The sequence below is a fragment of the Actinomycetes bacterium genome, from assembly GCA_036000965.1.
GTDB lineage: Bacteria > Actinomycetota > CALGFH01 > CALGFH01 > CALGFH01 > DASYUT01.
Genome location: DASYUT010000195.1, coordinates 1 through 24,781, shown reverse-complemented (window position 1 = coordinate 24,781; position 24,781 = coordinate 1). Strand labels below are relative to the sequence as shown.

At 73.7% G+C, this 24,781-nt stretch carries 19 protein-coding genes; 14 read left to right on the top strand and 5 right to left on the bottom strand.

Annotated elements, in window-relative coordinates:
• Positions 1 to 119 precede the first annotated feature (119 nt).
• The 5 genes from VG276_18160 (at position 120) to VG276_18140 (ending at position 5,539) form a co-directional block, all read left to right on the top strand.
• The gene (locus tag VG276_18160; protein ID HEV8651257.1) at positions 120 to 365 is read left to right on the top strand and encodes a hypothetical protein; all 246 of its coding nucleotides are present in this window, start codon (positions 120 to 122) and stop codon (positions 363 to 365) included.
• 181 nt (positions 366 to 546) lie between these two features.
• A complete protein-coding gene (gene trpS / locus VG276_18155; protein HEV8651256.1) occupies positions 547 to 1,599 on the top strand; it encodes a tryptophan--tRNA ligase in 1,053 nt (350 codons plus the stop codon).
• A 1-nt stretch (position 1,600) separates the two neighbouring features.
• Positions 1,601 to 2,554 (top strand): 2'-5' RNA ligase family protein, encoded by a 954-nt coding sequence (locus tag VG276_18150; protein ID HEV8651255.1) that lies wholly within the window; start codon positions 1,601 to 1,603, stop codon positions 2,552 to 2,554.
• 25 nt (positions 2,555 to 2,579) lie between these two features.
• On the top strand, positions 2,580 to 3,611 hold the full coding sequence (locus VG276_18145) for a PHP domain-containing protein (protein HEV8651254.1): 1,032 nt from the start codon (positions 2,580 to 2,582) through the stop codon (positions 3,609 to 3,611).
• 83 nt (positions 3,612 to 3,694) lie between these two features.
• Positions 3,695 to 5,539 (top strand): S9 family peptidase, encoded by a 1,845-nt coding sequence (locus VG276_18140; GenBank protein ID HEV8651253.1) that lies wholly within the window; start codon positions 3,695 to 3,697, stop codon positions 5,537 to 5,539.
• A gap of 26 nt (positions 5,540 to 5,565) precedes the next feature.
• On the opposite strand, the gene VG276_18135 is transcribed toward VG276_18140, so the two are convergent.
• Genes VG276_18135 through sdhC form a run of 4 tightly spaced genes read right to left on the bottom strand, consistent with a single transcriptional unit; the run spans position 5,566 to position 8,814 of the window.
• Entirely contained in the window at positions 5,566 to 6,264 is a 699-nt protein-coding gene (locus VG276_18135; protein ID HEV8651252.1) for a succinate dehydrogenase iron-sulfur subunit, read from the bottom strand.
• 3 nt (positions 6,265 to 6,267) lie between these two features.
• On the bottom strand, positions 6,268 to 8,001 hold the full coding sequence (gene sdhA / locus VG276_18130) for a succinate dehydrogenase flavoprotein subunit (protein ID HEV8651251.1): 1,734 nt from the start codon (positions 7,999 to 8,001) through the stop codon (positions 6,268 to 6,270).
• A gap of 13 nt (positions 8,002 to 8,014) precedes the next feature.
• Positions 8,015 to 8,437 carry a succinate dehydrogenase hydrophobic membrane anchor subunit gene (locus VG276_18125; GenBank protein ID HEV8651250.1) on the bottom strand — a complete coding sequence of 141 codons (423 nt, stop codon included), beginning with the start codon at positions 8,435 to 8,437 and terminating at the stop codon, positions 8,015 to 8,017.
• Positions 8,437 to 8,814, bottom strand: a complete 378-nt coding sequence (gene sdhC, locus VG276_18120) for a succinate dehydrogenase, cytochrome b556 subunit (GenBank protein HEV8651249.1) — start codon at positions 8,812 to 8,814, stop codon at positions 8,437 to 8,439. Before sdhC ends, VG276_18125 begins: the two co-directional genes overlap by 1 nt.
• 303 nt (positions 8,815 to 9,117) lie before the next feature.
• Here sdhC and VG276_18115 point away from each other — a divergent pair, with 303 nt between their 5' ends.
• The 6 genes from VG276_18115 (at position 9,118) to VG276_18090 (ending at position 18,785) form a co-directional block, all read left to right on the top strand.
• Positions 9,118 to 11,199, top strand: a complete 2,082-nt coding sequence (locus tag VG276_18115; GenBank protein ID HEV8651248.1) for a protein kinase — start codon at positions 9,118 to 9,120, stop codon at positions 11,197 to 11,199.
• Between the two features lie 105 nt (positions 11,200 to 11,304).
• Complete coding sequence (locus VG276_18110; GenBank protein ID HEV8651247.1) at positions 11,305 to 13,248, top strand: protein kinase; 1,944 nt, start codon at positions 11,305 to 11,307, stop codon at positions 13,246 to 13,248.
• A gap of 80 nt (positions 13,249 to 13,328) precedes the next feature.
• Entirely contained in the window at positions 13,329 to 14,921 is a 1,593-nt protein-coding gene (locus VG276_18105; GenBank protein ID HEV8651246.1) for a methylmalonyl-CoA mutase family protein, read from the top strand.
• Positions 14,922 to 15,070: 149 nt separating this feature from the next.
• Positions 15,071 to 15,253: a hypothetical protein gene (locus tag VG276_18100; GenBank protein HEV8651245.1), complete on the top strand. Its 183-nt coding sequence runs from the start codon at positions 15,071 to 15,073 to the stop codon at positions 15,251 to 15,253.
• A gap of 74 nt (positions 15,254 to 15,327) precedes the next feature.
• The gene (locus VG276_18095; protein ID HEV8651244.1) at positions 15,328 to 17,202 is read left to right on the top strand and encodes a gamma-glutamyltransferase family protein; all 1,875 of its coding nucleotides are present in this window, start codon (positions 15,328 to 15,330) and stop codon (positions 17,200 to 17,202) included.
• Positions 17,203 to 17,372: 170 nt separating this feature from the next.
• Entirely contained in the window at positions 17,373 to 18,785 is a 1,413-nt protein-coding gene (locus tag VG276_18090) for an NAD(P)H-quinone dehydrogenase (GenBank protein ID HEV8651243.1), read from the top strand.
• 79 nt (positions 18,786 to 18,864) lie between these two features.
• Here the strand turns inward: VG276_18090 and VG276_18085 are convergent, their stop codons facing one another.
• Positions 18,865 to 19,653 carry a type II CAAX endopeptidase family protein gene (locus VG276_18085; protein HEV8651242.1) on the bottom strand — a complete coding sequence of 263 codons (789 nt, stop codon included), beginning with the start codon at positions 19,651 to 19,653 and terminating at the stop codon, positions 18,865 to 18,867.
• A gap of 59 nt (positions 19,654 to 19,712) precedes the next feature.
• Here VG276_18085 and metH point away from each other — a divergent pair, with 59 nt between their 5' ends.
• The 3 genes from metH to VG276_18070 form a co-directional block, all read left to right on the top strand.
• The gene (metH, locus tag VG276_18080) at positions 19,713 to 23,168 is read left to right on the top strand and encodes a methionine synthase (protein ID HEV8651241.1); all 3,456 of its coding nucleotides are present in this window, start codon (positions 19,713 to 19,715) and stop codon (positions 23,166 to 23,168) included.
• Positions 23,169 to 23,229: 61 nt separating this feature from the next.
• The gene (locus tag VG276_18075; protein HEV8651240.1) at positions 23,230 to 24,549 is read left to right on the top strand and encodes a CBS domain-containing protein; all 1,320 of its coding nucleotides are present in this window, start codon (positions 23,230 to 23,232) and stop codon (positions 24,547 to 24,549) included.
• Positions 24,546 to 24,781: hypothetical protein (locus VG276_18070; GenBank protein ID HEV8651239.1), on the top strand; the 236-nt coding region annotated here is incomplete at its 3' end. The genes VG276_18075 and VG276_18070, both read left to right, overlap by 4 nt.

Sequence of the window (24,781 nt, the reverse complement as noted above, 5' to 3'; positions counted from 1 at the left end):
GTACTGGGCTTCGCGGACGGCCAGACCGCTCGATCCCCGCCTGACCGTCTCTGGCATCGGCACCCTCCTGCGCCGGGACGAGCGACCAATTATCACCCAGCAGCGACAAGGTTCGACTGATGACGGCGGCCGAGAACGACCTGTTCCGCGCGGTGCATGACCTCTTCGGCCACGGCGCCGCGGGGCGGACGTTCGACCGCCACGGCGAGGAGGCGGCCTACCGCTCCCACGCCGAGATGTACTCGCCACTTGCGCGGCGGGCGCTGGCAACCGAGACCCGCGGCCAGAACGCTGCACTGATCTGGACGGGCGCGTTTGCCGAGCAGAAGGCGGGGCTCTTGCCCGTCTGGGCCTGGGAGGCATGACCCCAAGGAGCTGAGCGCGACCGCAACGGGCGCCCTGGCCGATGGCTGGGGCGCCCTTCGCGTGGCTGCGGGTACCCCGTAGCAATCGTGCCCGAGGGGTGCCCTGTTCAGGGTCCCTGAACAGGACCGCTGGACCGCTGCTCGCCAGTGATATCGTCGCCTCGACCAGGGAGGCCAGCGAGTGGAGAAGAAGCGGAGAATCCTGTCAGGCGTCCAACCCAGCGGCGCCGACAAGGTTGACAAGAGCCAGGGCCGCCCACACAGTCTTACCAACACGCATCTCGGCAACTACGTCGGGGCCTTCCGGCAGTGGGTCGACCAGCAGCACGAGTTCGAGGCCTACTACCCGGTGGTGGACCTGCACGCGATCACGCTGCCGTACGAGCCGGCGGAGCTGCGCGCGCGCACCCTCGAGGTGGCCGCCATCCTGCTCGCCTGCGGCCTCGATCCCGAGGTGTGCACCATCTTCGTGCAGTCGCACGTGCCCGAGCACACCGAGCTGGCCTGGATGTTCAACAGCATCGTGACCGTGGGCGAGCTGCGCCGCATGACCCAGTTCAAGGCGAAGGCGGCCCAGGGCAGCGAGGGCGCCGTGCCGGCGGGCTACTTCAACTACCCGGTGCTGCAGGCGGCCGACATCCTGATCTACAAGGCCGACCGCGTGCCGGTGGGGGAGGACCAGCGCCAGCACCTCGAGCTCGCCCGCGAGGTCGCCGGCACCTTCAACCACCGCTACGGGGTCACCTTCCCCCTGCCGGAGCCGTACATCCCCAAGGTGGGCGGCCGCGTCATGGACCTGCAGCAGCCAGAGGCGAAGATGTCGAAGTCGGCGGCGTCGGCGAACGGCCGCATCGAGCTGCTCGACCCGCCCGAGGTGATCCGCAAGAAGGTGCGCTCGGCGGTGACCGACTCCGGAAGGGAGGTGGCCGCGCGGCCCGACAAGCCGGCCATCTCCAACCTGCTGGAGCTGTTTGCCATCGCCAGCGGCCAGTCCGTCGGCGAGCTGGAGCTGGCCTACGCCGGCAGGGGCTACGGCGAGTTCAAGGCCGACCTGGCCGACGCGCTGGTCACGTTCCTCGCCCCGGTGCAGCAGCGCTACTACGAGCTGGCGGAGGACCCCCGGCGGCTGGCCGCGATCCTGGCCGCCGGCGCCGACAAGGCGCGCGCCGTCGCCCGCGAGACCCTGGCCGAGGTCAAGGAGCGCATGGGTTTCCTCCCCGGCCAGCCCGGCTGAGGTGCCCAAGCGCCGGCTGGGCGTGGTCGTCCTGCTGCCGGAGCCGGTCGCCACGCACGTGCAGGCCTGGCGGCGGGCCCTCCGTGAGCCCACCCGCGAGCGCATCGCGCCGCACCTCACCCTGGTCCCGCCACAGTCCGTGCCCGAGGAGCAGGTCGACGCCGCGGTCGCGCTGGTCGACCGGGCCGCCGCCGGAGCATTGCCGGCGGCCGTGACCCTGCGCGGCGCCGCCACCTTCCTGCCGGGCAGCCCGGTCACCTACCTGGCCGTCGACGACGGCGCCGCGGCCCTGGCCGGGCTGGAGGCGGCCCTGCGGGCCGAGCCGCTCGGGCGCCGTACGCACCCGTACCGCCCGCACGTGACCGTCGCCCAGGAGCTGCCCGCCGCCGAGCTGGAGGCGGCAGCGGCCGACCTGGCCGGCTTCCGAGCCAGCTTCCCGCTCAGCGAGATCACCCTCATGGCCCAGGAGCCCGACCGTGCCTGGCGTCCCCTGCACCGCGCCGCGGTCGGCGCCTCCGAGCTGGTCCGGGAGGTGCCCGTCGCCGAGGCGGCCAGCGCGGCGCTGTTCCTGCTCGACCCGCCCCACGTGCTGCTCGGCCGGCGCACCGAGAGCCATGGCCGCCGCTACCCGGGCGCCTGGGACGCGCTGGGCGGCAAGCCCGAGCCGGGCGAGAGCCTGCTGGCGGCGCTGCTGCGCGAGGTCCGCGAGGAGGCCGACATCGAGCCGCTGGACGTGGCGCCGCTCGGCTGCTTCCACGACGGCGACCGTGCCGACGCGTTCTTCGTGGCCACCGCCTGGCGCGGGCAGGTGCGCAACGCCGAGCCGTCCGAGCACACCTGGCTCGAGTGGGTCCCGCTCGACCAGGCCTTCGACCGCGCCATGGCACCGACCACCAGGCGCGCCCTCGCCCGGCTGGTCGAGGTGCTCGGCGGCGCGAGCACCATGCGGGCCTGAGGCGGCCATGCCTGAGCCAGCGAGTCTGACGCCGGTCGAGGCGCTGCGCCGCATCGCCTTCCTGCTCGAGCGGGCGCTCGAGCCGAGCTACCGGGTGCGCGCCTTCCGGCGGGCGGCGGCCACCGTCGAGCGCCTGGACCCCGACGAGCTGGTCAGGCTCGCCGCCGGCGGCGGCCTGCGCGCCCTGCCGGGCATCGGCGAGGTCACCGAGCGGGTCGTGCGCGAGGCGCTCGTCGGCGAGGTGCCCGTCTACCTGCGGCGCCTGGAGGCGACCGAGGGCCAGCCGGTCGCGGAGGGCGCCGCCGTCCTGCGCGCCGCGTTGCGCGGCGACCTCCACGCCCACAGCGACTGGTCGGACGGCGGCAGCCCCATCCGGGAGATGGCCGAGACCGCCCGCGGCCTCGGCCACGAGTACGTCGCGCTCACCGACCACTCGCCCAGGCTGACGGTCGCCCGTGGGCTGGAACCGGAGCGCCTGCGGCGTCAGCTCGACGAGGTCGCCCGCCTCAACCAGGAGCTGGAGGCCGCCACGCCGCCGTTCAGGATCCTGACGGGGATCGAGGTGGACATCCTGGAGGACGGCGCCCTGGACCAGGAGGAGGAGCTGCTCGCCGGCCTTGACGTGGTGGTCGCGAGCGTCCATTCGAAGCTGCGCATGCCGGCGCGGGAGATGACCAGGCGCATGGTGGCGGCGATCCGCAACCCGCACACCGACGTCCTGGGCCACTGCACCGGCCGGCTGATCACCGGGGGCCGGGGGCGGCGGCCGGAGAGCGAGTTCGACCCCGCGGCGGTGTTCGCCGCCTGCGCCGAGCACGGCGTCGCGGTGGAGGTCAACTCCCGGCCCGAGCGGCTCGACCCCCCCAAGCGCCTGCTGCGGCTGGCGGTGGAGGCCGGCTGCCGCATCGCGATCGACACCGACGCGCACGCCCCCGGGCAGCTCGACTGGCAGGTGAACGGCTGCGAGCGCGCGTTCGCCTGCGGCGTGACGCCCGAGACGGTGGTGAACGCCCTGCCGGCCGCCGAGCTGCTGGCGTGGACCGCACGGGAGCGCTGACACCGGCCCGCCGCGGCGCCGTCCTGGCCCGGCCGACCGGGTGCGGCCCTGCCAGCCAGGTCGGCCGGTGGTTGAATAGGGAGATGACGACGCAACTGATTCCCCGCGAGGTCCTGTTCGGCAACCCGGAGAAGGCGAGCCCGGCGATCTCGCCGGACGGCACCCGCATCGCCTGGCTGGCGCCGGTCGACGGGGTGCTCAACGTCTGGGTCGGCCACGTCGGCGCCGACGACGCCGCCCCGGTCACCCGCGACACCGACCGTGGCGTCCGCGACTACCGCTGGGCGCACGACGACCGCCACCTGCTGTACGTGCAGGACCTCGGCGGCGACGAGAACTGGCACCTGTACGCGGTCGACCTGGACTCGGGCGAGACGCGCGACCTCACCCCGTTCGACGGCGTGCAGGCGCAGCTGGTGGCGACCGACAAGCGCTTCCCCGACCGGGTGCTGGTCGGGCTGAACCGCGACAACCCCGAGCTGCACGACGTCTACCAGGCCGACCTCGCCAGCGGGCGGCTCGACCTGGTGGCGTCCAACCCGGGCTTCGTCGGCTGGGTCGCCGACGCCGAGCTGCGGGTCCGCTGCGGCGTGGCGGCCACCCCGGACGGCGGCCTGGCGGTGATGGTGCGCGACGACGGCGAGGGCGAGTGGCGGCAGGCGCTGCTGGTCGGCCAGGAGGACGCCCTCGGCACCAGCCCGGTGTCGTTCAGCCGCGACGGCTCCTCGCTGCTGCTGATCAGCTCCGAGGAGGCCAACGCGGCCCGCCTGGTCCGCCTGGACCTGGCCGGCGGCGACCGCAAGGTGCTGTTCGAGGATCCGCGCTACGACGTCCAGAACGTGGTGCTGCACCCGGACACGCGCGAGCCCGAGCTGGTCAGCGTCCTGCGCGACCGGGCGGAGCTGGAGGCGCTCGACCCGGCGCTCGCCGACGAGCTGGCCGCCATCCGCGCCGTGCATCCCGGCGATCCCGCCTTCCTCGGCCGCGACCACGCCGACCGGACCTGGCTGCTCGCCTTCACCGCCGACGACGGCCCGGTGTCCTACTACGCCTGGGACCGCGCCGCGCGCGAGGCCACCTTCCTGTTCTCCCACCGGCCCGAGCTGGAGCGCTACCAGCTCGCCAAGATGGAGCCGTTCACCTACACGGCCAGGGATGGTCTGGAGGTCCACGGCTACCTCAGCTTCCCGCCGAGCGCGGCCCGCTCCGGGCTGCCGACCGTGCTCAAGGTCCATGGCGGCCCGTGGTGGCGCGACGCCTGGGGCCTGGACCCGGAGGCGCAGTGGCTGGCCAACCGCGGCTACCTCTGCGTGCAGGTCAACTTCCGCGGCTCGACCGGGTACGGCAAGGCGTTCCTCAACGCCGGCGACCGCGAGTGGGGCGGGGCCATGCACGACGACCTGGTCGACGCGGTGCGCTTCGTGGTCGGGCGGGGTTGGGCCGACCCGGCGCGGGTGGCCATCTACGGCGGCTCCTACGGCGGCTACGCCGCCCTGGTCGGGGCGACCTTCACGCCCGACCTGTTCCGCTGCGCGGTCGACATCGTCGGCCCGTCGAACCTGAAGACGCTGATCGAGTCGGTCCCGCCGTACTGGAAGCCGATGGTGTCGCTGTTCCACACCCGGGTCGGCAACCCCGACACCGAGGCGGAGTTCCTCTGGTCGCGGTCGCCGCTGTCGCGGGTGGAGCAGATCCGGATCCCGGTGCTGATCGTCCAGGGGGCCAACGACCCACGGGTCAAGCAGGCCGAGAGCGAGCAGATCGTCGCGGCCATGCGGGACAAGGGCATCGCCTACGAGTACCTGCTGTTCGAGGACGAGGGCCACGGCTTCGCCAAGCCCGGCAACCGGCTGCGCTTCTACGCGCACGCCGAGCGGTTCCTGGCCGAGCACCTCGGTGGCCGGTCCCAGCCCGACCCGGGGGACTGACCTCAGTCGCTCCTGCCGCTGCTGGCTCACACCTTGCGGAACAGCAAGGCGCGCTTCACCTCCTGGATCGACTGGGTCACCTTGATGCCGCGTGGGCAGGCGTCGGTGCAGTTGAAGGTGGTGCGGCAGCGCCACACGCCCTCCTTGTCGTTGAGCACCTCGAGCCGCTCGCCGGCGCCGCGGTCGCGGGAGTCGAAGATGAAGCGGTGGGCGTTCACGATCGCCGCCGGCCCGAAATACTCCTCGTCGGTCCAGAAGACCGGGCACGAGGTGGTACAGGCGGCGCACAGGATGCACTTGGTGGTGTCGTCGAAGCGCTCCCGCTCGGCCGGCGACTGCCGGCGCTCGGTGTCGGGCTCGGGCTCGTCGTTGATCAGGTAGGGCAGCACCGAGCGGTAGGAGCGGAAGAACGGCTCCATGTCGACCAGCAGGTCCTTGACCAGCGGCAGCCCGCGCAGCGCCTCGACCGTGATCTGGTCGCCCAGCTCGCGGACGAGCACCTTGCAGGCGAGGTGGTTGGCGCCGTTGATGAGCATGGCGTCCGAGCCGCAGATGCCGTGGGCGCAGGAGCGTCGGAAGGTGAGCGACCCGTCGATGTTCCACTTCACGTAGTGGAGCAGGTCGAGGACCCGGTCCATGGGGTTGGCCGGGACCTGGTAGGTCTCGAAGTGGGGGGCCTGGTCGGTCTCCGGGTTGAAGCGGCGGACCTTGAGGGTGACGTCCATCGATCAGTACTTTCGTTCCATGGGCTCGTATCGCGTCATGACGACCGGTTTGTAGTCGAGCTTGACCCCGTCGCCGGTCTTGCGCGCCAGGGTGTGCTTGAGCCACTTCTTGTCGTCGCGCGCGGGGAAGTCCTCGCGGAAGTGGCCGCCGCGGCTCTCCTCGCGGGCGTGGGCGGAGACCACCAGCGTCTCGGCCAGGTCGAGCAGGAAGCCGAGCTCGACGGTCTCCAGCAGGTCGGTGTTGTAGCGCCTGGAGGTGTCCTGCACCCAGACGCGGCGGTAGCGCTCGCGCAGCGAGGCCAGCTCCGTCTCCATCTCCTTCAGCAGCGTCTCGCCGCGGAACACGCTCGCCTTGTCGTCCATGTTGACCTGCAGCTCGGCGCGGATGGCGGCGGCGCGCTCGCCCTCCGGGTGGCCGCTCAGGTCCTCGAGCATGCGGCGCACGTCGCCGGCCGGGTCGGCGGGCAGCTCGGCGTGCCGGACCCGGTTGGCGTGCTCGCCCGCGTTGATGCCGGCGCGCTTGCCGAACACCACGATGTCGAGCAGGGAGTTGGTGCCGAGCCGGTTGGCGCCGTGGACCGAGACGCAGGCGCACTCGCCGGCCGCGTACAGCCCGGGCAGGATCGTGTTGGCGGCGTCGGCGACCACCTCGGCGCTGACGTTGGTGGGGATGCCGCCCATGGCGTAGTGGGCGGTCGGCTGGATCGGCACGCCCTCGTGCTTGGGCTCCACGCCCAGGTAGGTGCGGGCGAAGTCGGTGATGTCGGGCAGCTTGGCGTCGATCACCGCCGGGTCGAGGTGGCTCACGTCGAGGTAGACGTAGTCGTGCCTGGGCCCGGCGCCGCGGCCCTCGCGGATCTCGGTGTAGATCGCGCGGCTGACCATGTCCCGCGGGGCGAGGTCCTTGATGGTGGGGGCGTAGCGCGCCATGAACGCCTCGCCGTCGGAGTTGCGCAGGATGCCGCCCTCGCCCCGGGCCGCCTCGCTCAGCAGCACGCCCAGCCCGTACAGGCCGGTCGGGTGGAACTGGAAGAACTCCATGTCCTCCAGGGGCACGCCGCGGCGGTAGCAGACCGCCGGCCCGTCGCCGGTGAGCGCGTGCGCGTTGGAGGTGACCCTGAACATCTTGCCGTAGCCGCCGGTGGCGAAGACCACGCTCTTGGCGCGGAAGACGTGCAGCTGGCCGGTTGCCAGCTCGTAGGCGACCACGCCCGCCGCCCTGCCCTCGGACAGCAGCAGGTCGAGCACGTAGAACTCGTCGAAGAAGGTGGTGCCGTTCTTGACGTTCTGCTGGTAGAGGGTCTGCAGGATCATGTGGCCGGTGCGGTCGGCCGCGAAGCAGGAGCGGCGCACCGCGCCCTTGCCGTGGTGGTGGGTGTGGCCGCCGAAGCGGCGCTGGTCGATCAGCCCCTCAGGGGTGCGGTTGAAGGGCATGCCCATGTGCTCGAGGTCGTAGACGGCCTCGATCGCCTCGCGGCACATGACCTCGGCGGCGTCCTGGTCGACCAGGTAGTCGCCGCCCTTGACGGTGTCGAAGGTGTGCCACTCCCAGTTGTCCTCCTCGACGTTGGCCAGGGCCGCGCACATGCCGCCCTGGGCCGCGCCGGTGTGGGAGCGGGTCGGGTACAGCTTGGTGATCACGGCGGTCCGGGCCCGCAGGGAGCTCTCGAGCGCGGCGCGCAGGCCGGCCCCGCCGGCCCCCACGATCACGACGTCGTAGGAGTGTTGCTGCGTCATGGTGGCTCCTCGGCTAGCTCTGCGGGGTGAAGGTGAAGATGGTGAGCATGCCGAGCACCCAGGTCAGCCCGATCACGACCGCGTTCACGCTCTGGTAGACCAGGCGCCGGTAGGCGGAGCGCGCGTAGTCGTCGATGATCACCCGCAGGCCGTTGCCCCCGTGGAGCATGGCCAGGGTGAGCATGGCGAAGTCGTAGACCCGCCAGAACGGGTTGGCCCAGCGGCCGGAGACGAAGGCGAAGTTGACCCGCGACAGGCCGCCGTCGAACACGTGCATGATCGCGAAGTGGGAGAGCACCAGGAAGACCAGCAGCACGCCCGAGACACGCATGAACACCCAGGCGTAGAGCTCGAAGTTGCTCTTGCTGATCTTCGGCTGGCGGCGGTCGGCCGCCGTGCCGCGGGGCAGCGGGGCCGGGGGGACGTCGACGCTCATCAGCGCAGCTCCTCGATGACCTTGCTGCCGATGGCGATCACGGGCGGGACCGCCAGGAGCACGAACAGCACCGTCTGGACGTAGAGCATCTGGCGCTGCCTCGCCACGCCCTGGGACCAGAAGTCGAACAGGATGATCCGCAGGCCGTTCAGTGCGTGGAAGATGATGATGACCGCCAGGCCGATCTCGAGCAGCCCGACGAACGGGTTGCGGTAGGTGTTGATGACCCGGTTGTAGGCCTCGGGCGAGACGTTCAGCAGGGCCTGGTCGACGACGTGGGCGAACAGGTAGAACAGGATCGCGACGCCGGAGACACGGTGCAGGACCCACGTCCACATGCCCTCGCGGCCGCGGTAGAGCGTTCCGAGGCGTTGCATCCCCGGGAGTCACCTCCTGGACGGTGCGCCGTGACGTCCCCTGGGCGTCCTGGACCCCGGGGGGACCGACGGCCGGGCGCCCGCGCCCGCCGTTCAGGCCGGCGGCCGGGGTGGCACGCCGCGCGTCCAAAAGCCGTGCCACACGGACTGTACCATCGCGTCGAAGCACTGTCGTTCGATCAGAACCAGCAGGTCACGCCTGCTTTCCTTGCCCAGGTCAAAGCTGCTTCCCTTGCCGTCGCCGGCCCGCTGGGCCGCACCGGCGCCTGGATACCTCGGCGCGCCTCGGGTAGCTTGGAGGACATGGCCAAGCGCACCACCCAACGTCTCATCGCCAACCGCTACGCCCTCCAGGCCACGCTGGGGCGAGGCGGCATGGGCGTGGTCTGGCGCGCCCAGGACACCCTGCTCGCCCGTGAGGTGGCGATCAAGGAGGTCCAGCTGCCCCCCTCGCTGAGCAGCGCCGAGCTCGCCTCGGTGCGGGCCCGGGTGCTGCGCGAGGCGCGGGCGGCCGCCCGGCTGAACCACCCGGGCGCCGTGACCCTCTACGACGTGGTCCAGGAGGAGGGGCACACCTTCATCGTCATGGAGCTCGTCGAGGCGCCCACCCTGGCCCACCTGGTCCGGGAGCAGGGCCCGCTGCCCCCCGACCGGGTGGCCGCGATCGGGCTCGAGGTGCTCGACGCGCTCCGCGCCGCCCACCGGGTCGGCATCGTGCACCGGGACGTCAAGCCGGGCAACGTCATGGTCGCGTCCAGGGACGGTGGCGCCAAGCTGGCCGACTTCGGCATCGCCTCCCTGGCCGGCGACCCGCAGCTCACCTCGACCGGCCTGGTGCTCGGCTCGCCCGCCTACATGGCGCCCGAGCAGGCCAACGGCAGGCCGAGCGGCCCGCCCACCGACCTGTGGGCCCTCGGCGCGACGATGTACTTCGCGGTCGAGGGGGAGCCGCCGTTCGAGCGCCAGGGCACCATCCCAACCCTGACCGCGGTCGTCCACGACCCGCCCCGCCCGATGCGCCGGGCCGGGGCGCTCGCGCCGGTCATCCTGGCCCTGCTGGCCAAGTCCGCGGCCGAGCGCCCGTCCGCCGGCCAGCTCCAGGGCCAGCTCGAGCGGGTCGTGGCCGCCGGCCAGGAGGCCACCGCCAGCCAGCCGACAGTGGAGGCGGCCCCGGTCGAGCCCCCGCCCGCCGAGGAGGAGCACGAGCCCACCGCCCGCCTGCCCGTTGTGGTCCCCGTCCCGCCCCCGGGACCCGGGCCGGCCGCCGCGCCCGCCGCCCCGGAGGACACCGACGACAGCCCGCCCGCCGTGGAGACAGCCGCGGCCCCGCCGGCTCCGCCGCAGGAGGCACCGCCGGCTCCGCCGCAGGAGGCGCCGCCGGTGGAGGAGGAGGCGCCGGCGGGGGAGGAGGCGTCTCCGGTCGAGGCGGCACCAGCGGTGGAGGAGTCGGCGCCGGCCGTGGAGGAGGAGGCGCCGGCGGGGGAGGAGACGGCACCGGCGGGGGAGGCGGCGCCGGTCGAGGCGGCACCGTCGGCGCGGGACGAGCCGGCGCCGCCCGCGGTGGAGGCGCCGCCGCCGACGCCCACGCCGACCCCAGCCTCCCCAGCCCAGGCGCCCGCCCGCGACCTGCGGCCGGCGCCGGCCTGGCCGGCGCCCGAGCGGCCGGCGCCCGTGCCGGGCGTGGCCCCCGGGCGGTCCCGGCGCGGGCTGCTGCTCGCCGCCGCGCTGCTCGCGGTGGTCGGCGTGCTCGCCGTCACCCTGCTGCCGGGGGCGCTCAATGGCGGGGACGGCCGCCAGGCCAGCCCGCCGTCCGCGACCTCGAGGGCCGCCGGGAGCAGGAGCGGGAGCGGCACGACGGCCGCGCCGTCGACCACCCGCCCGCCAGGGACGACGGCCGCGCCCACGAGCGCCGCGCCCACGACGACCGCGGCCGGCCCGAGCGTGCCCGCTGGCTGGCGGCTCTCGTCCCACCCGGACCGCGGCTTCGCCCTGGCCGTCCCGGCGAGCTGGAGGGTCAGCCAGAGCGGCCGGCAGGTCAACTTCCGGGGGCCCGAGTCGGACTGGGGCTTCTTCATCCAGTCCAAGTCGCCACCCAACGACCTGCAGCAGGCCGGAGACGTGTGGGAAGGCCACATCCGCAAGCAGCACGGCGGCGACGGGCTGCGCATGGTCTCCAAGGGCTTCGGGGAGTACCAGGGCAAGCAGGCCTACATCCTCGAGTACACCTACCAGGACGGCGGCCGGCTGGTGCGCGAGCGCGACGTCAACGTCGCGATGGGCCGTTGGGGGTTCTCGCTCGTCTTCCACGCCCCCGAGAGCGACTGGGGGCGCGTCGAGCGCGAGGTCTGGAGCGGGGTCGAGCAGTCGCTCCGGACGGTGGGCTGACCCGCCCCTCCCCGGTGCGGTCCTCGATCGTGAGCGGTCTGTGACCGTGAGCGGTTAGGCTTTGCTGGCGGCAGACCGTGATCGGGCCCGGGACCGGGAGGTCGGATGGTGGAGAGCGGCGTCGAACGCCGCATCGCCAATCGCTACGCCATGCGGGTACCCGCGCTCGGCCACGGCGGCATGGGCGTGGTCTGGCGCGCCGAGGACACGCTGCTCGGCCGCGAGGTGGCGATCAAGGAGGTGCGGCTGCCGCCGACCCTGGCCGAGGACGAGCGGGCCCGTATCCGGGGCCGGGTGATGCGCGAGGCCCGCGTGGCCGCCCGCTTGAACCACCCGGGCGCGGTGATCCTCCACGACATCGTGGACGAGGACGGACGGCCGTTCATCGTCATGGAGCTCGTACGGGCGCCCACCCTCACCGAGCTGGTGGCTGCCGAGGGAACCCTGCCGCCCGCGCGAGCCGCGGCCATCGGCCTCGGGCTGCTCGACACCCTCGAGGCCGCCCATCGGGCCGGCATCGTGCACCGCGACGTCAAGCCGGGCAACGTCATGGTGTGCGAGGACGGCAGCACCAAGCTGGCCGACTTCGGCATCGCCTCCCTCCAGGGCGACCCGGCCGTCACCGCGAGCGGCCTGCTGCTCGGCTCGCCCGCCTACATGGCACCCGAGCAGGCCAACCAGCGGTCGGTCGGGCCGCCCACCGACCTGTGGGCCCTCGGCGCGACGATGTACTTCGCGGTCGAGGGGGAGCCGCCGTTCGAGCGAGGCGGGCCCGTTCCGACCCTCGCCGCCGTCGTGCACTCCGACCCGCGCCCCATGCGGCGGGCGGGCCCGCTCGAGCCGGCCATCACGGCCCTGCTGCGCAAGTCCCCGGCCGACCGCCTGACCGCCTCGGACCTGCGCCGCATGCTCCGCAAGGTGGCCACTGAGGCCAATGGCACGGGGTCCGCCGGCGCCAGCGGCACCGGGTCCGCCGGCGCCAGCGGCGCGGGCTCGGCAGGGGCCAGCGGCATGGGGTCGGCAGGGGCCAGCGGCACGGGGTCGGCGGGGGGCCGCGGCCGAGGTGGGTCGGCCAGGGCCAGCGGCATGGGGTCGGCCGGGGCCAGCGGCACCGGGGAGGCCACTGCGGCGCCAGCTGTTCGCCTCGGCGGCGGCCCGCCCGCGCGCCACGGTCCACCCGCCCGTACACCGGCCGCGGCGGAGACGGGCCCGCCCGCTGCCGGGCCGCTGCTCGCCGACCCGGCCACCACCGGGCCGCCGCCCGCCGACCCGCCAGCCGCCAGCGTGACCGCGCAGCTCGCACCGATGTCCGGCCGGTCGGGCCCGGCCCCCACCGCCCGAGTGGTGGGAAGCCCCCAGCCGGGTGGAGGAAGGGCGACCATACCGGGGCCGGCGGCCTCGGCGCAGGCCCCGGCTCCGGCGCAGGCAAAGGCCCCGGCGCGGCGGCGCGGGCCGAGGCTCCTCACGGTCGGCCTGGCTGTGGCCGTCGTGCTCCTGCTCGGGCTGCTGGGCTGGCGCGCGGCCACCAGCGCCGGGCTCTTCGGGCCGGACCCGGCCTCGCCGGCTGACGGGGCATCCGGGCCAGCGGCCCAGCGCTGGCAGGGCTTCTCCGACCCGAACGGCACCTACGCCCTGCAACATCCGGCCGGCTGGGCGACCCGGCGCGACCCGAACGGCGCCTGGGTGGAGTTCGTCGAGCCCGGCGACACCGGCAGGAGGTTCAAGGTCCAGGTCGACGAGGACACCCGGGACCCGCTGCGGGTCTGGGAGGAGCTCGAGGCCGGCCTCGAGTCCAGGCGCCACACCTACCGGCGGATCGCGCTCGAGCGTTCGGCCTTCGAGCGGCCAGGAGGAACACCGCTGCGCGCCGCGGTGTGGGAGTTCACCTACGACCGCGACCCGGACGGCCGGCCCACCCGCGTGTGGGACCTGTCGCTGGTCAGCTTCCACCGCCGCTACTCCGTGCTGTTCCAGACCAACGAACGCGACTGGGCCTCCTCGACCGTCCTGCTTGACCGGTTCCTCCAGCAGTTCGAGCTGCTCGGGTAGGCTTCGCGGCCACCCGGGCGGGGATAGTCTGGTGCACGCCGAGGTGGCGGTGCCGGGGAGCGCGGCCCGTGGGAGGAAGCATGGCGCACGACGACGAGCGGCTGACCGAGTCCGGCATCCCGGTCGACACCGTCTACGGCCCAGACGACCTGGCCGGCTTCGACCCGGCCGTCGCCCTCGGCGAGCCCGGGCGGGACCCGTTCACCCGCGGCATCTACCCGACGATGTACCGGCGCCGGGTGTGGACGATGCGGCAGTACGCGGGCTTCGGGTCGGCCGCCGAGACCAATGCCCGCTTCCGCTACCTGCTGCGCCACGGCCAGACCGGCCTGTCGGTCGCGTTCGACCTGCCCACCCAGATGGGCTACGACTCCGACCACCCGATGGCCGCCGGCGAGGTCGGCCGGGTCGGGGTGGCGATCGACTCGCTGGTCGACATGCGCCGCCTGTTCGAGGGGATCCCGCTCGACCAGGTGTCGACCTCGATGACGATCAACGCGCCCGCCGCGGTGCTGCTGCTGCTCTACCAGCTCGTCGGCGAGGAGCAGGGCGTCGACCCGGCCTTGCTCACCGGCACCGTCCAGAACGACGTGCTGAAGGAGTACATCGCCCGGGGCACCTACATCTACCCGCCCGCCCCGAGCCTGCGGATCGCCACCGACCTGTTCGGCTACTGCGCCCGCGAGCTGCCCCGCTTCAACACCATCTCGATCTCCGGCTACCACATGGCCGAGGCTGGGGCGACCGCGGTCCAGGAGGTCGCCTTCACCCTCGCCAACGCCGTCGCCTACGTGCAGGCGGCCCTGGACGCCGGCCTGTCCGTGGACGACTTCGCGCCCCGGCTTGCGTTCTTCTTCGTCGCCCGGACGACCCTGTTCGAGGAGGCGGCGAAGTTCCGGGCCGCCCGCCGCATCTGGGCCGACCTGATGGCCAGCCGCTTCGGCGCCCAGAGCCCGAAGTCGCGCATGCTGCGGTTCCACACCCAGACCGCCGGGGTGCAGCTCACCGCCCAGCAGCCCCTCAACAACGTGGTCAGGGTGGCCGTGCAGGGGCTCGCCGCGGTGCTCGGGGGCACCCAGTCGCTGCACACCAACTCCTTCGACGAGGCCCTCGCCCTGCCCAGCGAGACGGCCGCCCGGCTCGCGCTGCGCACCCAGCAGCTGCTGGCCAACGAGACCGGCGTGACCGACACGGTCGACCCGCTGGCCGGGTCGTACTTCGTCGAGCACCTGACCGACGAGGTCGAGGCGCGGGTCCGGGAGCTGATGGCCAGGATCGACGAGCTCGGGGGCGCCGTGCCCGCCATCGAGCGGGGCTTTCAGAAGGAGGAGATCGAGCGCTCGGCCTACGACCACGTCCGGGCGGTGGAGGCGGGCACCAAGGTGGTCGTGGGCGTGAACCGCTACACCGAGGGCGAGGAGGAGCCGGTACAGCTCCTGCAGCTCGACCCGGCCATCGCCGAGGCGCAGGCCAAGTCGCTGGCCGACGTCAGGGCCGGGCGCGACGCCGAGTCTGTCGCTGGCGCCCTGGCCGACCTCAGCGACGCCGCCGAGGGAAGCGACAACCTGCTCGTGCCCATGCGGGAGGCGCTGCGCCGCATGGCCACGGTCGGCGAGGTCTGCGACACGCTGCGCGAGGTGTTCGGCACCTACCGCCCGCCCGACGCCATGTGACCTGCTCGACCTGCTCGACCTGCTCGACTCCGTCCAATTGCGGACGGACCGCACGGCGCGATGGTGATTAGCTCCGTGCGGTCCCGCGCGGCCGGGACCCAGGCATCCCCTTCCGCCCAGGCATCCCCTTCGCAAGGAGCGCGCCCGCCATGCCCGCCATGTCGATCACCGTGCAAGCCCTCTTCTACTTCATCGCCCTGGCCTGCTTCGTCGCGGCCGCGTTCGCTGGCACCGGCCGCTACTCCTTTGGGAGCCGGGTCAACCTGATCGCCCTCGGGCTCGCCTTCTGGGTCTTCGTGCCCTTCTGGAGCGCCTTCTCCAGGGCCACCTGAGCGGCCCTGGCCGCGCCGCCCCCGGCCCCGCGGCCAGGCGGGGGTGGGGGCGGAGCGGCGGGTAGGCTCTCAGCATGTTCACGACACGGCCGGAGCTGCTCGGCACCCACGGGATGGTCGCCTCCACCCACTGGCTGGCGTCCGCGGCCGGCATGGCCATGCTCGAGCGGGGCGGCAACGCGTTCGACGCGGCGGTCGCCGCCGGCCTGGTCCTGCAGGTGGTCGAGCCCCACCTCAACGGCCCCGGCGGTGACCTGCCGATCCTGCTCTGGGACGCCCGCCAGGACCGGCCGCTGGTGGTCGCCGGGCAGGGCCCGGCGCCGGCGACCGCGTCGATCGGCCGCTTCCGCGACCTCGGCCTGGACCTGGTGCCGGGCACCGGCCTGCTGGCCGCGTGCGTGCCCGGCGCGTTCGACGCCTGGATGCTGCTGCTGCGCGACTTCGGCACCCTGCCCCTGGCCGAGGTGGCCGCGCCCGCGATCGGCTACGCCGCCGACGGCTTCCCGGTCGTGCCCGGCATCAGCGCCACCATCGCCGGCGCCGAGCGGCTGTTCGCCGCCCACTGGCCGACCTCGGCCGCCGTCTGGCTGCCCGGGGGCCGGTCACCCGCGCCGGGGACGCTGTTCCGCAACCCCGACCTGGCCGTCACCTACGAGCGGCTGGTCGCCGAGGCCGAAACTGCTGCCCATGGCCGCGAGGCGCGCATCGACGCGGCCCGGGCCGCCTGGTCGGACGGGTTCGTGGCCGAGGCTATCGACCGGTTCGCCGGCCACGGGGTCATGGACGTCTCCGGCACGCCCCACGCGGGGCTGCTCACCGGCGACGACCTGGCCGGCTGGCGAGCGGGCGTGGAGGAGCCGGCCACGCTCGACTACGCCGGCTGGACGGTCTGCAAGACCGGTCCGTGGGGCCAGGGGCCGGTGTTCCTGCAGCAGCTCGCGCTGCTGGCCGGCTTCGACCTGCCCGGCCTCGGCCACGGCAGCGCCGGCTACGTCCACACGGTGGTGGAGTGCGCCAAGCTCGCCTTCGCCGACCGGGAGGCATGGTACGGCGACCCCCGGATGGTCGAGGTGCCCTTGGCCGCCCTGCTCGACCCTGGCTACGCGACGGAGCGGCGGAGCCTGGTCGGCGAGGACGCCTCCCTGGAGCTGCGGCCCGGGTCGCCCGACGGCCGCCCGCCCCGCCTGCCCGGCACCGTGGCCGTGGCTCCGGAGGCCGCCGGGGCCGGGGTGACCGCGGCCGGGGCCGGGGTGGCCGCAGCCGGGGTGGGGGCCGGGGTGGGGGCCGGGGTGGCCGGGGTCGGGACCAGGGCGGGGGGCCCGACCGTGGCCGGGGTGGGGGACCCGACCGTGGGCCGGGTCGCCGGCGACACCTGCCACGTCGACGCCGTGGACCGCTTCGGCAACATGGTCTCGGCCACCCCGAGCGGAGGGTGGCTGCAGAGCTCGCCGGTGGTGCCCGGGCTCGGCTTCCCGCTGGGTACCCGGGCCCAGATGTTCTGGCTCGAGGAGGGGCTGCCGAACTCGCTCGCGCCGGGCAAGCGCCCGCGCACCACGCTCTCCCCGACGCTCGCGCTGCGCGACGGCGAGGCGGTGCTCGCCTTCGGCACCCCAGGCGGCGACGGGCAGGACCAGTGGTCGCTGCAGCTGTTCCTGGCCCACGTCCACTTCGGCATGGACCTCCAGGCCGCCGTCGACGCGCCTGCGTTCCACACCACCGCGTTCCCCAGCTCGTTCTGGCCCCGCGAGCACCGTCCGGGCGTGGTGGAGGTCGAGGAGCGGCTCGGCCCCGACGCGGTCCAGGGCCTGCGCCGCCGCGGCCACCAGGTCGTCGTCGGCGGACCCTGGTCGCTCGGGCGGCTGTCCGCGGTCGGCCGTGACCCGGCCACCGGCCTGCTCCGGGCCGCCGCCAACCCCCGCGGCATGCAGGGCTACGCCGTCGGCCGGTAGCCGGCGCGTCCGGGCGGCTGGCAGCGGCCGACTTCGACCGCCTGGTCGACCGTGCCCGGGAGCAGCGCGAGACGCTGGAGCCGTACCGGGTCGAGGCCGCGGTGAAGGCGTTCTCGCAGGACCCTGGATGAAGCGGTCAGGAGGCCGGCCAGGCCGGGTAGTATCGAGGCATGCGCGTCGTGATCCTCGGGGGCGGGCCGGGCGGCTACGAGGCCGCCCTGGTCGCCGCCGAGCTGGGCGCCGAGGTCACCATCGTCAACGACGAGGGCCTCGGCGGTGCCTGTGTGCTCTGGGACTGCGTGCCGTCCAAGACCCTGCTCACCTCGGCCCAGGCCTTCTCGACCCTGGAGACCGCCCCCAGCCTCGGGGTCCACTTCGAGGGGACGACCCGGTCGGACGAGATCCCCCGCTACGAGGTGGACCTCCCCACGATCCAGGCCCGGGTCCGCCACCTGGCCCAGGCCCAGTCCGACGACATCGCCAAGCGCGTGGTCGACGACGGCGTGCGGCTCCTGCGCGGCAAGGGCCGCGTGGTCGACCCGCGCACGGTCGAGGTCGCGCTCGCGGGGGGCGGGACCGAGCGGATCGAGGGCGACGCGATCCTGGTCGCCACCGGCTCCGACCCCCGCAAGCTGCCCACCGCGCCCACCGACGGCGAGGTCATCCTGTCCAGCCAGGACGTCTACGACCTCGAGACGGTGCCCGAGCGCCTGGTGGTGGTCGGCGCCGGCGCCACCGGGGCCGAGTACGCCACCGCCTTCCTGCGCTTCGGGTCCGAGGTGACGTTCGTGGCCAGCCGCGACCGCGTGCTGCCCAGCGAAGACTCCGACGCCGCCATGGTCGTCGAGGACGTGTTCGCGCGCCGCGGGCTCGTCACGGTCAAGAACGCCAGGGCGGCCAAGGTCGAGCGGACCGACGCCGGCGCGGTCGTCCACCTCGAGGACGGCCGTTCGGTCGAGGGCAGCCACGTCCTGCTCACCGTCGGCCAGGTGCCCCAGACCGCCGGGATCGGCCTGGAGGAGGTCGGGGTGGCGCTCGACGACAAGGGCGGCGTGGTGGTCGACGGCGTCAGCCGCACCACCGTGCCGAGCATCTACGCGGCCGGCGACATCACCGGCAAGCTGATGCTCGCCTCGGTCGCGGCCATGCAGGGCCGCATCGCCATGTGGCACCTGCTCGGCCAGGCGGTCGCCCCGCTGCGCTGGGACGCGGTCGCGGCCACCATCTTCACCGACCCGCAGATCGCCACGGTGGGGCTGTCGGAGCAGCGGGCCGCCAAGACCGGGATCGAGGTGGAGGTCGAGTCCCTGCCCCTGGCGGGCAACTCCCGGGCCAAGATGGCCAACCAGCACGACGGGTTCGTCAAGCTCCTGGCCCGTCCCGGGTCGGGCACGATCGTGGGCGGCGCGGTCGTCGCCGGTTACGCCTCCGACCTGATCTCGCCCATCTCCATCGCGGTGTTCAACCGGCTGACCGCCCAGCAGCTCACCCAGCCGTTCCAGATCTACCCGTCGTTCGCCGGCTCGATCCAGGAGTGCGCCCGCCTGCTGGCCATCCGCGTCCAGGGCCACTACAAGTACTGACGCGTACTGACCGCGGCGTCGGCGGCTCCGGGTCGTGGCACCGGCTGGCGTCCTGGCACCAGCTGGCGTCCTGCTGCCGCTAGCGGGGCAGCCAGCTCACCCTGCCCCGCAGGGCCAGGTAGCCCAGGCCGGCGCCCGCGTCGACCAGGAAGTGGGCGAGCACGAGCGGGGTGGTCCGGCCCTGGCGCTGGTAGATGCGGCCGAAGAGCAGGCCCAGGGCGAGGTTGCCCACGAAGCCGCCGAAGCCCTGGTAGAGGTGGTAGCTGGCCCGGAGCAGCGCGCTCGCGGCGAGTGCCCGGGCGGGCGACCAGCCGAGCTGGCCGAGCCGGCGCAGCAGGTAGCCGCAGACGACGACCTCCTCGAGCAGGCCACTGCGCAAGGCCCCGAGCAGCAGCACCGGGATCGTCCACCAGTGCCCGGTGGGCGGCACCGGCACCACCGTCCGGTTCACCCCGAGCTCGACCGCGGCCGCGTAGACGACCAGCCCGACCGCGCCGACCGCAGTGGCCAGCCCCACCGCCCAGGCCGCGTCGGCACGGGGGCGCCGGAGGTCCAGGCCGATGCTGGCCAGCGACTCGCCCGAGCGGGCCAGGAAGTGGGCGACGAGCGCGACCGGCACCAGCGAGGTGGCCACGTCCAGGAGCTGATAGGCCAGGCCCGCGCGGGAGAACACGGGCGCCGACACCCCCTTGATCGGGGCCGAGAGCAGGCTGACGAGCGCGTAGGCGGCCGAGGCGGCGAGCGACAGGCCGAGCACGAGCAGCACCTCTTGCCCGAGGACCCGGCGCTGGGGGAGCCCGGTCCGCGAGCCAGGGTCGCCCGGGTCGCCGGGCTCGCCGGCGCGGTCGGTCAGGTCGGGGGCGCTCACCCGACCAAGGGTACTTGGCTGTTGGGAACCGGGCGCGGTGATCGGCTACCCTGGCCGGCATGAACCGCGACTTCCTTGCCGCCCTGCGCGAGCGCGTGCTGGTCTTCGACGGGGCCATGGGCACGATGCTCCACGCCGCCGACCTCTCCCTCGACGACTACGAGAGCCTCGAGGGGTGCAGCGAGATCCTCAGCGTGACCCGGCCGGACGTGGTCAAGGGCATCCATGCCGCCTACTTCGAGGCGGGCGCCGACGCGGTGGAGACCAACTCGTTCGGGGCGTCGGCAGTCGTGCTCGACGAGTACGGCATCGCCGACCGGGTGGTCGAGCTGAACGAGGTGGCGGCCCGGCTGGCCCGCGAGGTGGCCGACGACTTCGCAGCCGACGGCCGGCCGCGCTGGGTGGCCGGGTCGATGGGCCCGGGCACCAAGCTGCCCACCCTGGGCCACACCACCTACGCCACGCTGCTGGCCACCTACACCGACCAGGCCGCCGGGCTGCTCGCGGGCGGGGCCGACGTGCTGCTGGTCGAGACCTGCCAGGACCTGCTCCAGCTCAAGGCGGCGGTGGCAGGCGCCCACGCCGGCATGCGCCGGGCCGGCCGCAAGGTCCCGCTCATGGTGCAGGTGACGGTCGAGACCACCGGCCAGATGCTGCTCGGCTCCGACATCGCCGCCGCGCTCACCGCGATCGAGCCTCTCGGCGTCGACGTCGTCGGCATGAACTGCGCCACCGGCCCGGCCGAGATGGGCGAGCACCTGCGCCACCTCTCCCAGCACGCCCGCACGCCGCTGTCCTGCCTGCCCAACGCCGGCCTGCCCGAGCTGCGCGACGGCGCCCCCTACTACCCGCTCAGCCCGGCCGAGCTGGCCGAGGCGCACGCCCGCTTCGTGGCCGAGTTCGGCGTGAACGTGGTGGGCGGCTGCTGCGGCACCACCCCCGAGCACGTCCGCCAGGTGGTCGAGGCGGTCGGCGGCCACGCGCCGGTGCCCCGCGACCCGGTCCCCGAGCCGAGCCTGTCCAGCCTCTACCAGTCGGTCCCGCTCGACCAGGACCTCACCTACCTGACCGTGGGGGAGCGCTGCAACGCCAACGGCTCCCGCAAGTTCCGCGACCTGATGCTCGAGGGCGACCTCGAGGGCATGACCGGCGTGGCCAAGGAGCAGATCCGCGAGGGCGCCCACGTGCTCGACGTCTGCGTCGACTACGTCGGGCGGGACGGCGTGCCCGACATGGACACCCTCGTCGAGCAGCTCGCCCGGCAGTCGACGGTGCCGGTCATGCTCGACTCGACCCAGGCCGACGTGATCGAGGCGGGCCTGGCCCGCCTCGGCGGCCGGGCGATCGTCAACTCGGTCAACCTGGAGGACGGCGAGGCGCGGATGGACGCCGTCTGCCCGATGGCCAGGCAGTACGGCGCCGCCCTGGTCGCCCTGCTGATCGACGAGGAGGGCCAGGCCCGCGACGTCGAGTGGAAGCTGCGCATCGCCCACCGCATCCACGACCTGGCCGTGGGCAAGCATGGGCTCGCGCCCGAGGACCTGGTGTTCGACGCGCTCACCTTCCCGCTCGGCTCGGGCCAGGAGGACCTGCGCGGCGACGCGATGGCCACCATCGAGGCGGTCCGCCGGATCAAGGCCGAGCTGCCCGGGGTGCGGACCATCCTCGGCGTGTCCAACGTCTCCTTCGGCCTGTCGCCCGCCGCCCGCCAGGTCCTCAACTCGGTGTTCCTGCACGAGGCGCGCGAGGCCGGGCTCGACGCCGCGATCGTGTCGCCGGCCAAGATCCTGCCCATGCACCGGATCGACCCCGAGCAGCGCGAGGTCGCGCTCGACCTGGTCTACGACCGGCGCCGGCAGGGCTACGACCCCTTGCAGCGGTTCATGGCCCTGTTCGAGGGCAAGGAGGTCACCAGGTCGGCCACGGTCGAGGACCTGGCCGCCCTGCCGATCGACGAGCGGCTGCAGCGCCGCATCGTCGACGGCGTGCGCGATGGGCTCGAGGCCGACCTCACCGAGGCGCTCGAGACCCGCAGCGCCCTCGGCGTCATCAACGAGGTGCTGCTGGCCGGCATGAAGACCGTCGGCGACCTGTTCGGCGCGGGCGAGATGCAGCTGCCGTTCGTGCTGCAGTCGGCCGAGGTGATGAAGGCTGCCGTGGCCGTCCTCGAGCCGCACATGGAAAAGGCCGACCAGGGCGGCAAGGGCCGGGTGGTGCTGGCCACGGTCAAGGGCGACGTCCACGACATCGGCAAGAACCTGGTCGACATCATCCTCACCAACAACGGCTACTCGGTCCACAACATCGGCATCAAGCAGCCGATCTCGTCGATCATCGACAAGGCCGAGGAGGTCGGCGCCGACGCGATCGGCATGTCCGGCCTGCTGGTCAAGTCGACCGTGGTCATGCGCGAGAACCTCGAGGAGCTGAACGCCCGCGGCCTGGACCGCTACCCCGTGCTGCTCGGCGGGGCCGCCCTGAACCGCACCTACGTCGAGGGCGACCTGCGCCGCATCTACAAGGGGCGCGTGTTCTACTGCCGGGACGCGTTCGCCGGGCTCAACGTCATGGACCAGCTCCGCGAGGAGCGGGCGTCGGGTTCCCCGGTGGAGAAGGAGCCGGTGCGCAGGCCCCGGGTCGCGCCCAAGGGGCCGCGCGGCCCCGCCCCCGAGGCGCCCGACACCTCGGCCGTCGCCCGCTCCGACGTGGCCACCGACGTGCCCGTCCCCACCCCGCCGTTCCTCGGCGAGGCCAGGATCGTCAAGGGCGTCCCCGTGCGCGACGTCGCCGCCTACCTCAACGAGTCGGCCCTGTTCCGGGGCCAGTGGCAGCTCCGCCCGTCCGGGGGCAGGGAGGGCTGGCGGCGCACGCTGGAGACCGAGGCCCGGCCGCGGCTGCGAGCCCTGCTGGACGAGGCCGTCGCCCAGCAGATCCTCCGCCCGGCCGTGGTGTACGGCTACTTCCCGTGCAACGCCGACGGCAACGACCTCGTGGTCTGGCGCTCCGACGGCAGCGAGTGGGTCCGCTTCACCTTCCCGCGCCAGCGCCGCGACCGGCGCCTGTGCCTGGCCGACTTCTTCCGCCCGGTCTCCTCCGGGGAGCGCGACGTGGTCGCCTTCCACGTGGTCACCATGGGCCGCTCCGCTTCCGAGGCCACCGCCAGGCTGTTCGCCGCCGACCGCTACCGGGAGTACCTCGAGCTGCACGGCGTCACCGTGGAGATGGCCGAGGCCCTGGCCGAGTACTGGCACAAGCGGGTCCGCGAGGAGCTCGGCATCGCCGGCGAGGACGCCGACGACCTCGAGGAGCTGTTCGACCAGGGCTACCGGGGCTCGCGCTACTCGTTCGGCTACCCGGCTTGCCCCGACCTCGAGGAACAGCGCAAGATCTTCGAGTTGCTGCGCCCGGAGCGGATCGGCGTCGAGCTGTCCGAGGAGTTCCAGCTCCACCCGGAGCAGTCCACCTCGGCCGTGATCGTGCATCACCCCGAGGCGAAGTACTTCAACGCAAGGTAACCGCCGGCAGGGAGTCCTCCCAGCAAGGCCGGTGGACCACTCATGCCGGGAGGTGAGCGACATGGCCCCCACGACCGAGCAGCTGTTCGTGTCCCGCCTGGCCCGGCTGCCCGTGCGGGCGCCCAACGGCGAGACCATCGGGCGCATCAACGACGTGGTCATCGCCCAGGCCAGCCCTGGCGAGGCGCCGGTCGTCCTCGGCATGACCGTGGTCGTCCAGCGCCGCCCGATCTTCGTGGCCATGGGACGGGTCGGTGAGCTGGACGAGAGCGGTGCCACCCTGCGCACCGGCTCGGTCAACCTGCGGCCGTTCGAGCAGCGGGCGGGGGAGACGCTGGTCCTGGGCGAGCTGCTCGACTCCCGGGCCCGCCACCGTGACACCGGCAAGGAGCTGCGCGTCAACGACGTGGCCATCGGGCAGGTCCGCCACGAGGGCTGGGTGGTCACGGCCCTGGACGTGCTCGAGCCGACCGGCGGGCTGCGCCCCTGGCGCCGGGCCAGGCACCTGCGGCTGCCCTGGGACATGGTGCAAGGACTCGAGGCGGCCGAGACGGCCGAGAGCCGGGTCGCGGCCCTGGCCGGCCTCCGCCCAGCCGACCTGGCCGCCGCGCTCCAGGCCATGCCCGCCCGGGCCCAGCGCGACGTGGTCCACGACCTCGACGACGACCGCCTGGCCGCCACCCTGGAGGAGCTGCCCGAGGAGGTCCAGGCCGGCCTGCTGGCCGGGCTGGACGACGAGCGGGCCGCGGACGTGCTCGAGGCGATGGACCCCGACGACGCCGCCGACCTGCTCGGCGAGCTGTCGGAGGCGGACCGGGCCCGGCTGCTCGCCCTCATGGTCCCCGACGAGGCCGAGCCCGTGCGCCGCCTGCTCGTCTACGACGAGGAGACGGCCGGGGGGCTGATGAACCCGGAGCCGGTCATCATGCGGGCGTCGGACACCGTTGCCGAGGCGCTGGCCCGGGTGCGCGACCCCGACCTGCCACCTGCCCTGGCCGGCCAGGTGTTCGTGGTCCGGCCACCGACGCAGACCCCGACCGGCCCCTACATGGGCGTGGCCCACTTCCAGCGCCTGCTCCGCGAGCCGCCGGGCGACCCGCTCGTCGCCTGCATCGACACCGACCTGGACACCCTCCCGCCCGACGTCCCCACCCGCCGGGTGGCGGAGTACCTGGCCACCTACGACCTGCTGGCCGCACCGGTCTGCGACCGGCAGCGCCGGCTCCTTGGCGCGGTGTCGGTCGACGACGTGCTCGACCACCTGCTGCCCGAGGCGTGGCGGCGCGGCCCGGCCCGCTCGCGCGCGAACGGCACCAACAGTGGGGACGGCAACGGCGCCCACCGTGGCAACGGCGCCAGCGACCTGGAGCAGGCACCGTGACGCGCCGGTCACCGGAGGCAGAGCGCCGGGACTCGCGCCGGGACTCGCGCCTGGCGGCGCCCCGCAGGCGGGCGCCCCGGATCCAGACCCAGTACTACGACCCCGAGGCGTTCGGCCGTTTCTCCGAGGCCATCGCCCGCTTCCTGGGCACGGCCCGCTTCCTGGTCCTGCAGACCGTGGTGGTGCTCGGCTGGATCACCTGGAACGTGGTGTTCCGCCGGTCCGACCTCGC

Coding starts and splice junctions, on each gene's coding strand:
- VG276_18160 (HEV8651257.1), top strand. CDS start 120: ATGACGGCGGCCGAGAACGACCTGTTCCGCGCGGTGCATGACCTCTTC.
- metH (HEV8651241.1), top strand. CDS start 19,713: ATGAACCGCGACTTCCTTGCCGCCCTGCGCGAGCGCGTGCTGGTCTTC.
- VG276_18135 (HEV8651252.1), bottom strand. CDS start 6,264: ATGGACGTCACCCTCAAGGTCCGCCGCTTCAACCCGGAGACCGACCAG.
- VG276_18125 (HEV8651250.1), bottom strand. CDS start 8,437: ATGAGCGTCGACGTCCCCCCGGCCCCGCTGCCCCGCGGCACGGCGGCC.
- VG276_18115 (HEV8651248.1), top strand. CDS start 9,118: ATGGCCAAGCGCACCACCCAACGTCTCATCGCCAACCGCTACGCCCTC.
- VG276_18095 (HEV8651244.1), top strand. CDS start 15,328: ATGTTCACGACACGGCCGGAGCTGCTCGGCACCCACGGGATGGTCGCC.
- sdhC (HEV8651249.1), bottom strand. CDS start 8,814: ATGCAACGCCTCGGAACGCTCTACCGCGGCCGCGAGGGCATGTGGACG.
- sdhA (HEV8651251.1), bottom strand. CDS start 8,001: ATGACGCAGCAACACTCCTACGACGTCGTGATCGTGGGGGCCGGCGGG.
- VG276_18140 (HEV8651253.1), top strand. CDS start 3,695: ATGACGACGCAACTGATTCCCCGCGAGGTCCTGTTCGGCAACCCGGAG.
- VG276_18100 (HEV8651245.1), top strand. CDS start 15,071: ATGCCCGCCATGTCGATCACCGTGCAAGCCCTCTTCTACTTCATCGCC.
- VG276_18105 (HEV8651246.1), top strand. CDS start 13,329: ATGGCGCACGACGACGAGCGGCTGACCGAGTCCGGCATCCCGGTCGAC.
- VG276_18090 (HEV8651243.1), top strand. CDS start 17,373: ATGCGCGTCGTGATCCTCGGGGGCGGGCCGGGCGGCTACGAGGCCGCC.
- VG276_18110 (HEV8651247.1), top strand. CDS start 11,305: ATGGTGGAGAGCGGCGTCGAACGCCGCATCGCCAATCGCTACGCCATG.
- VG276_18075 (HEV8651240.1), top strand. CDS start 23,230: ATGGCCCCCACGACCGAGCAGCTGTTCGTGTCCCGCCTGGCCCGGCTG.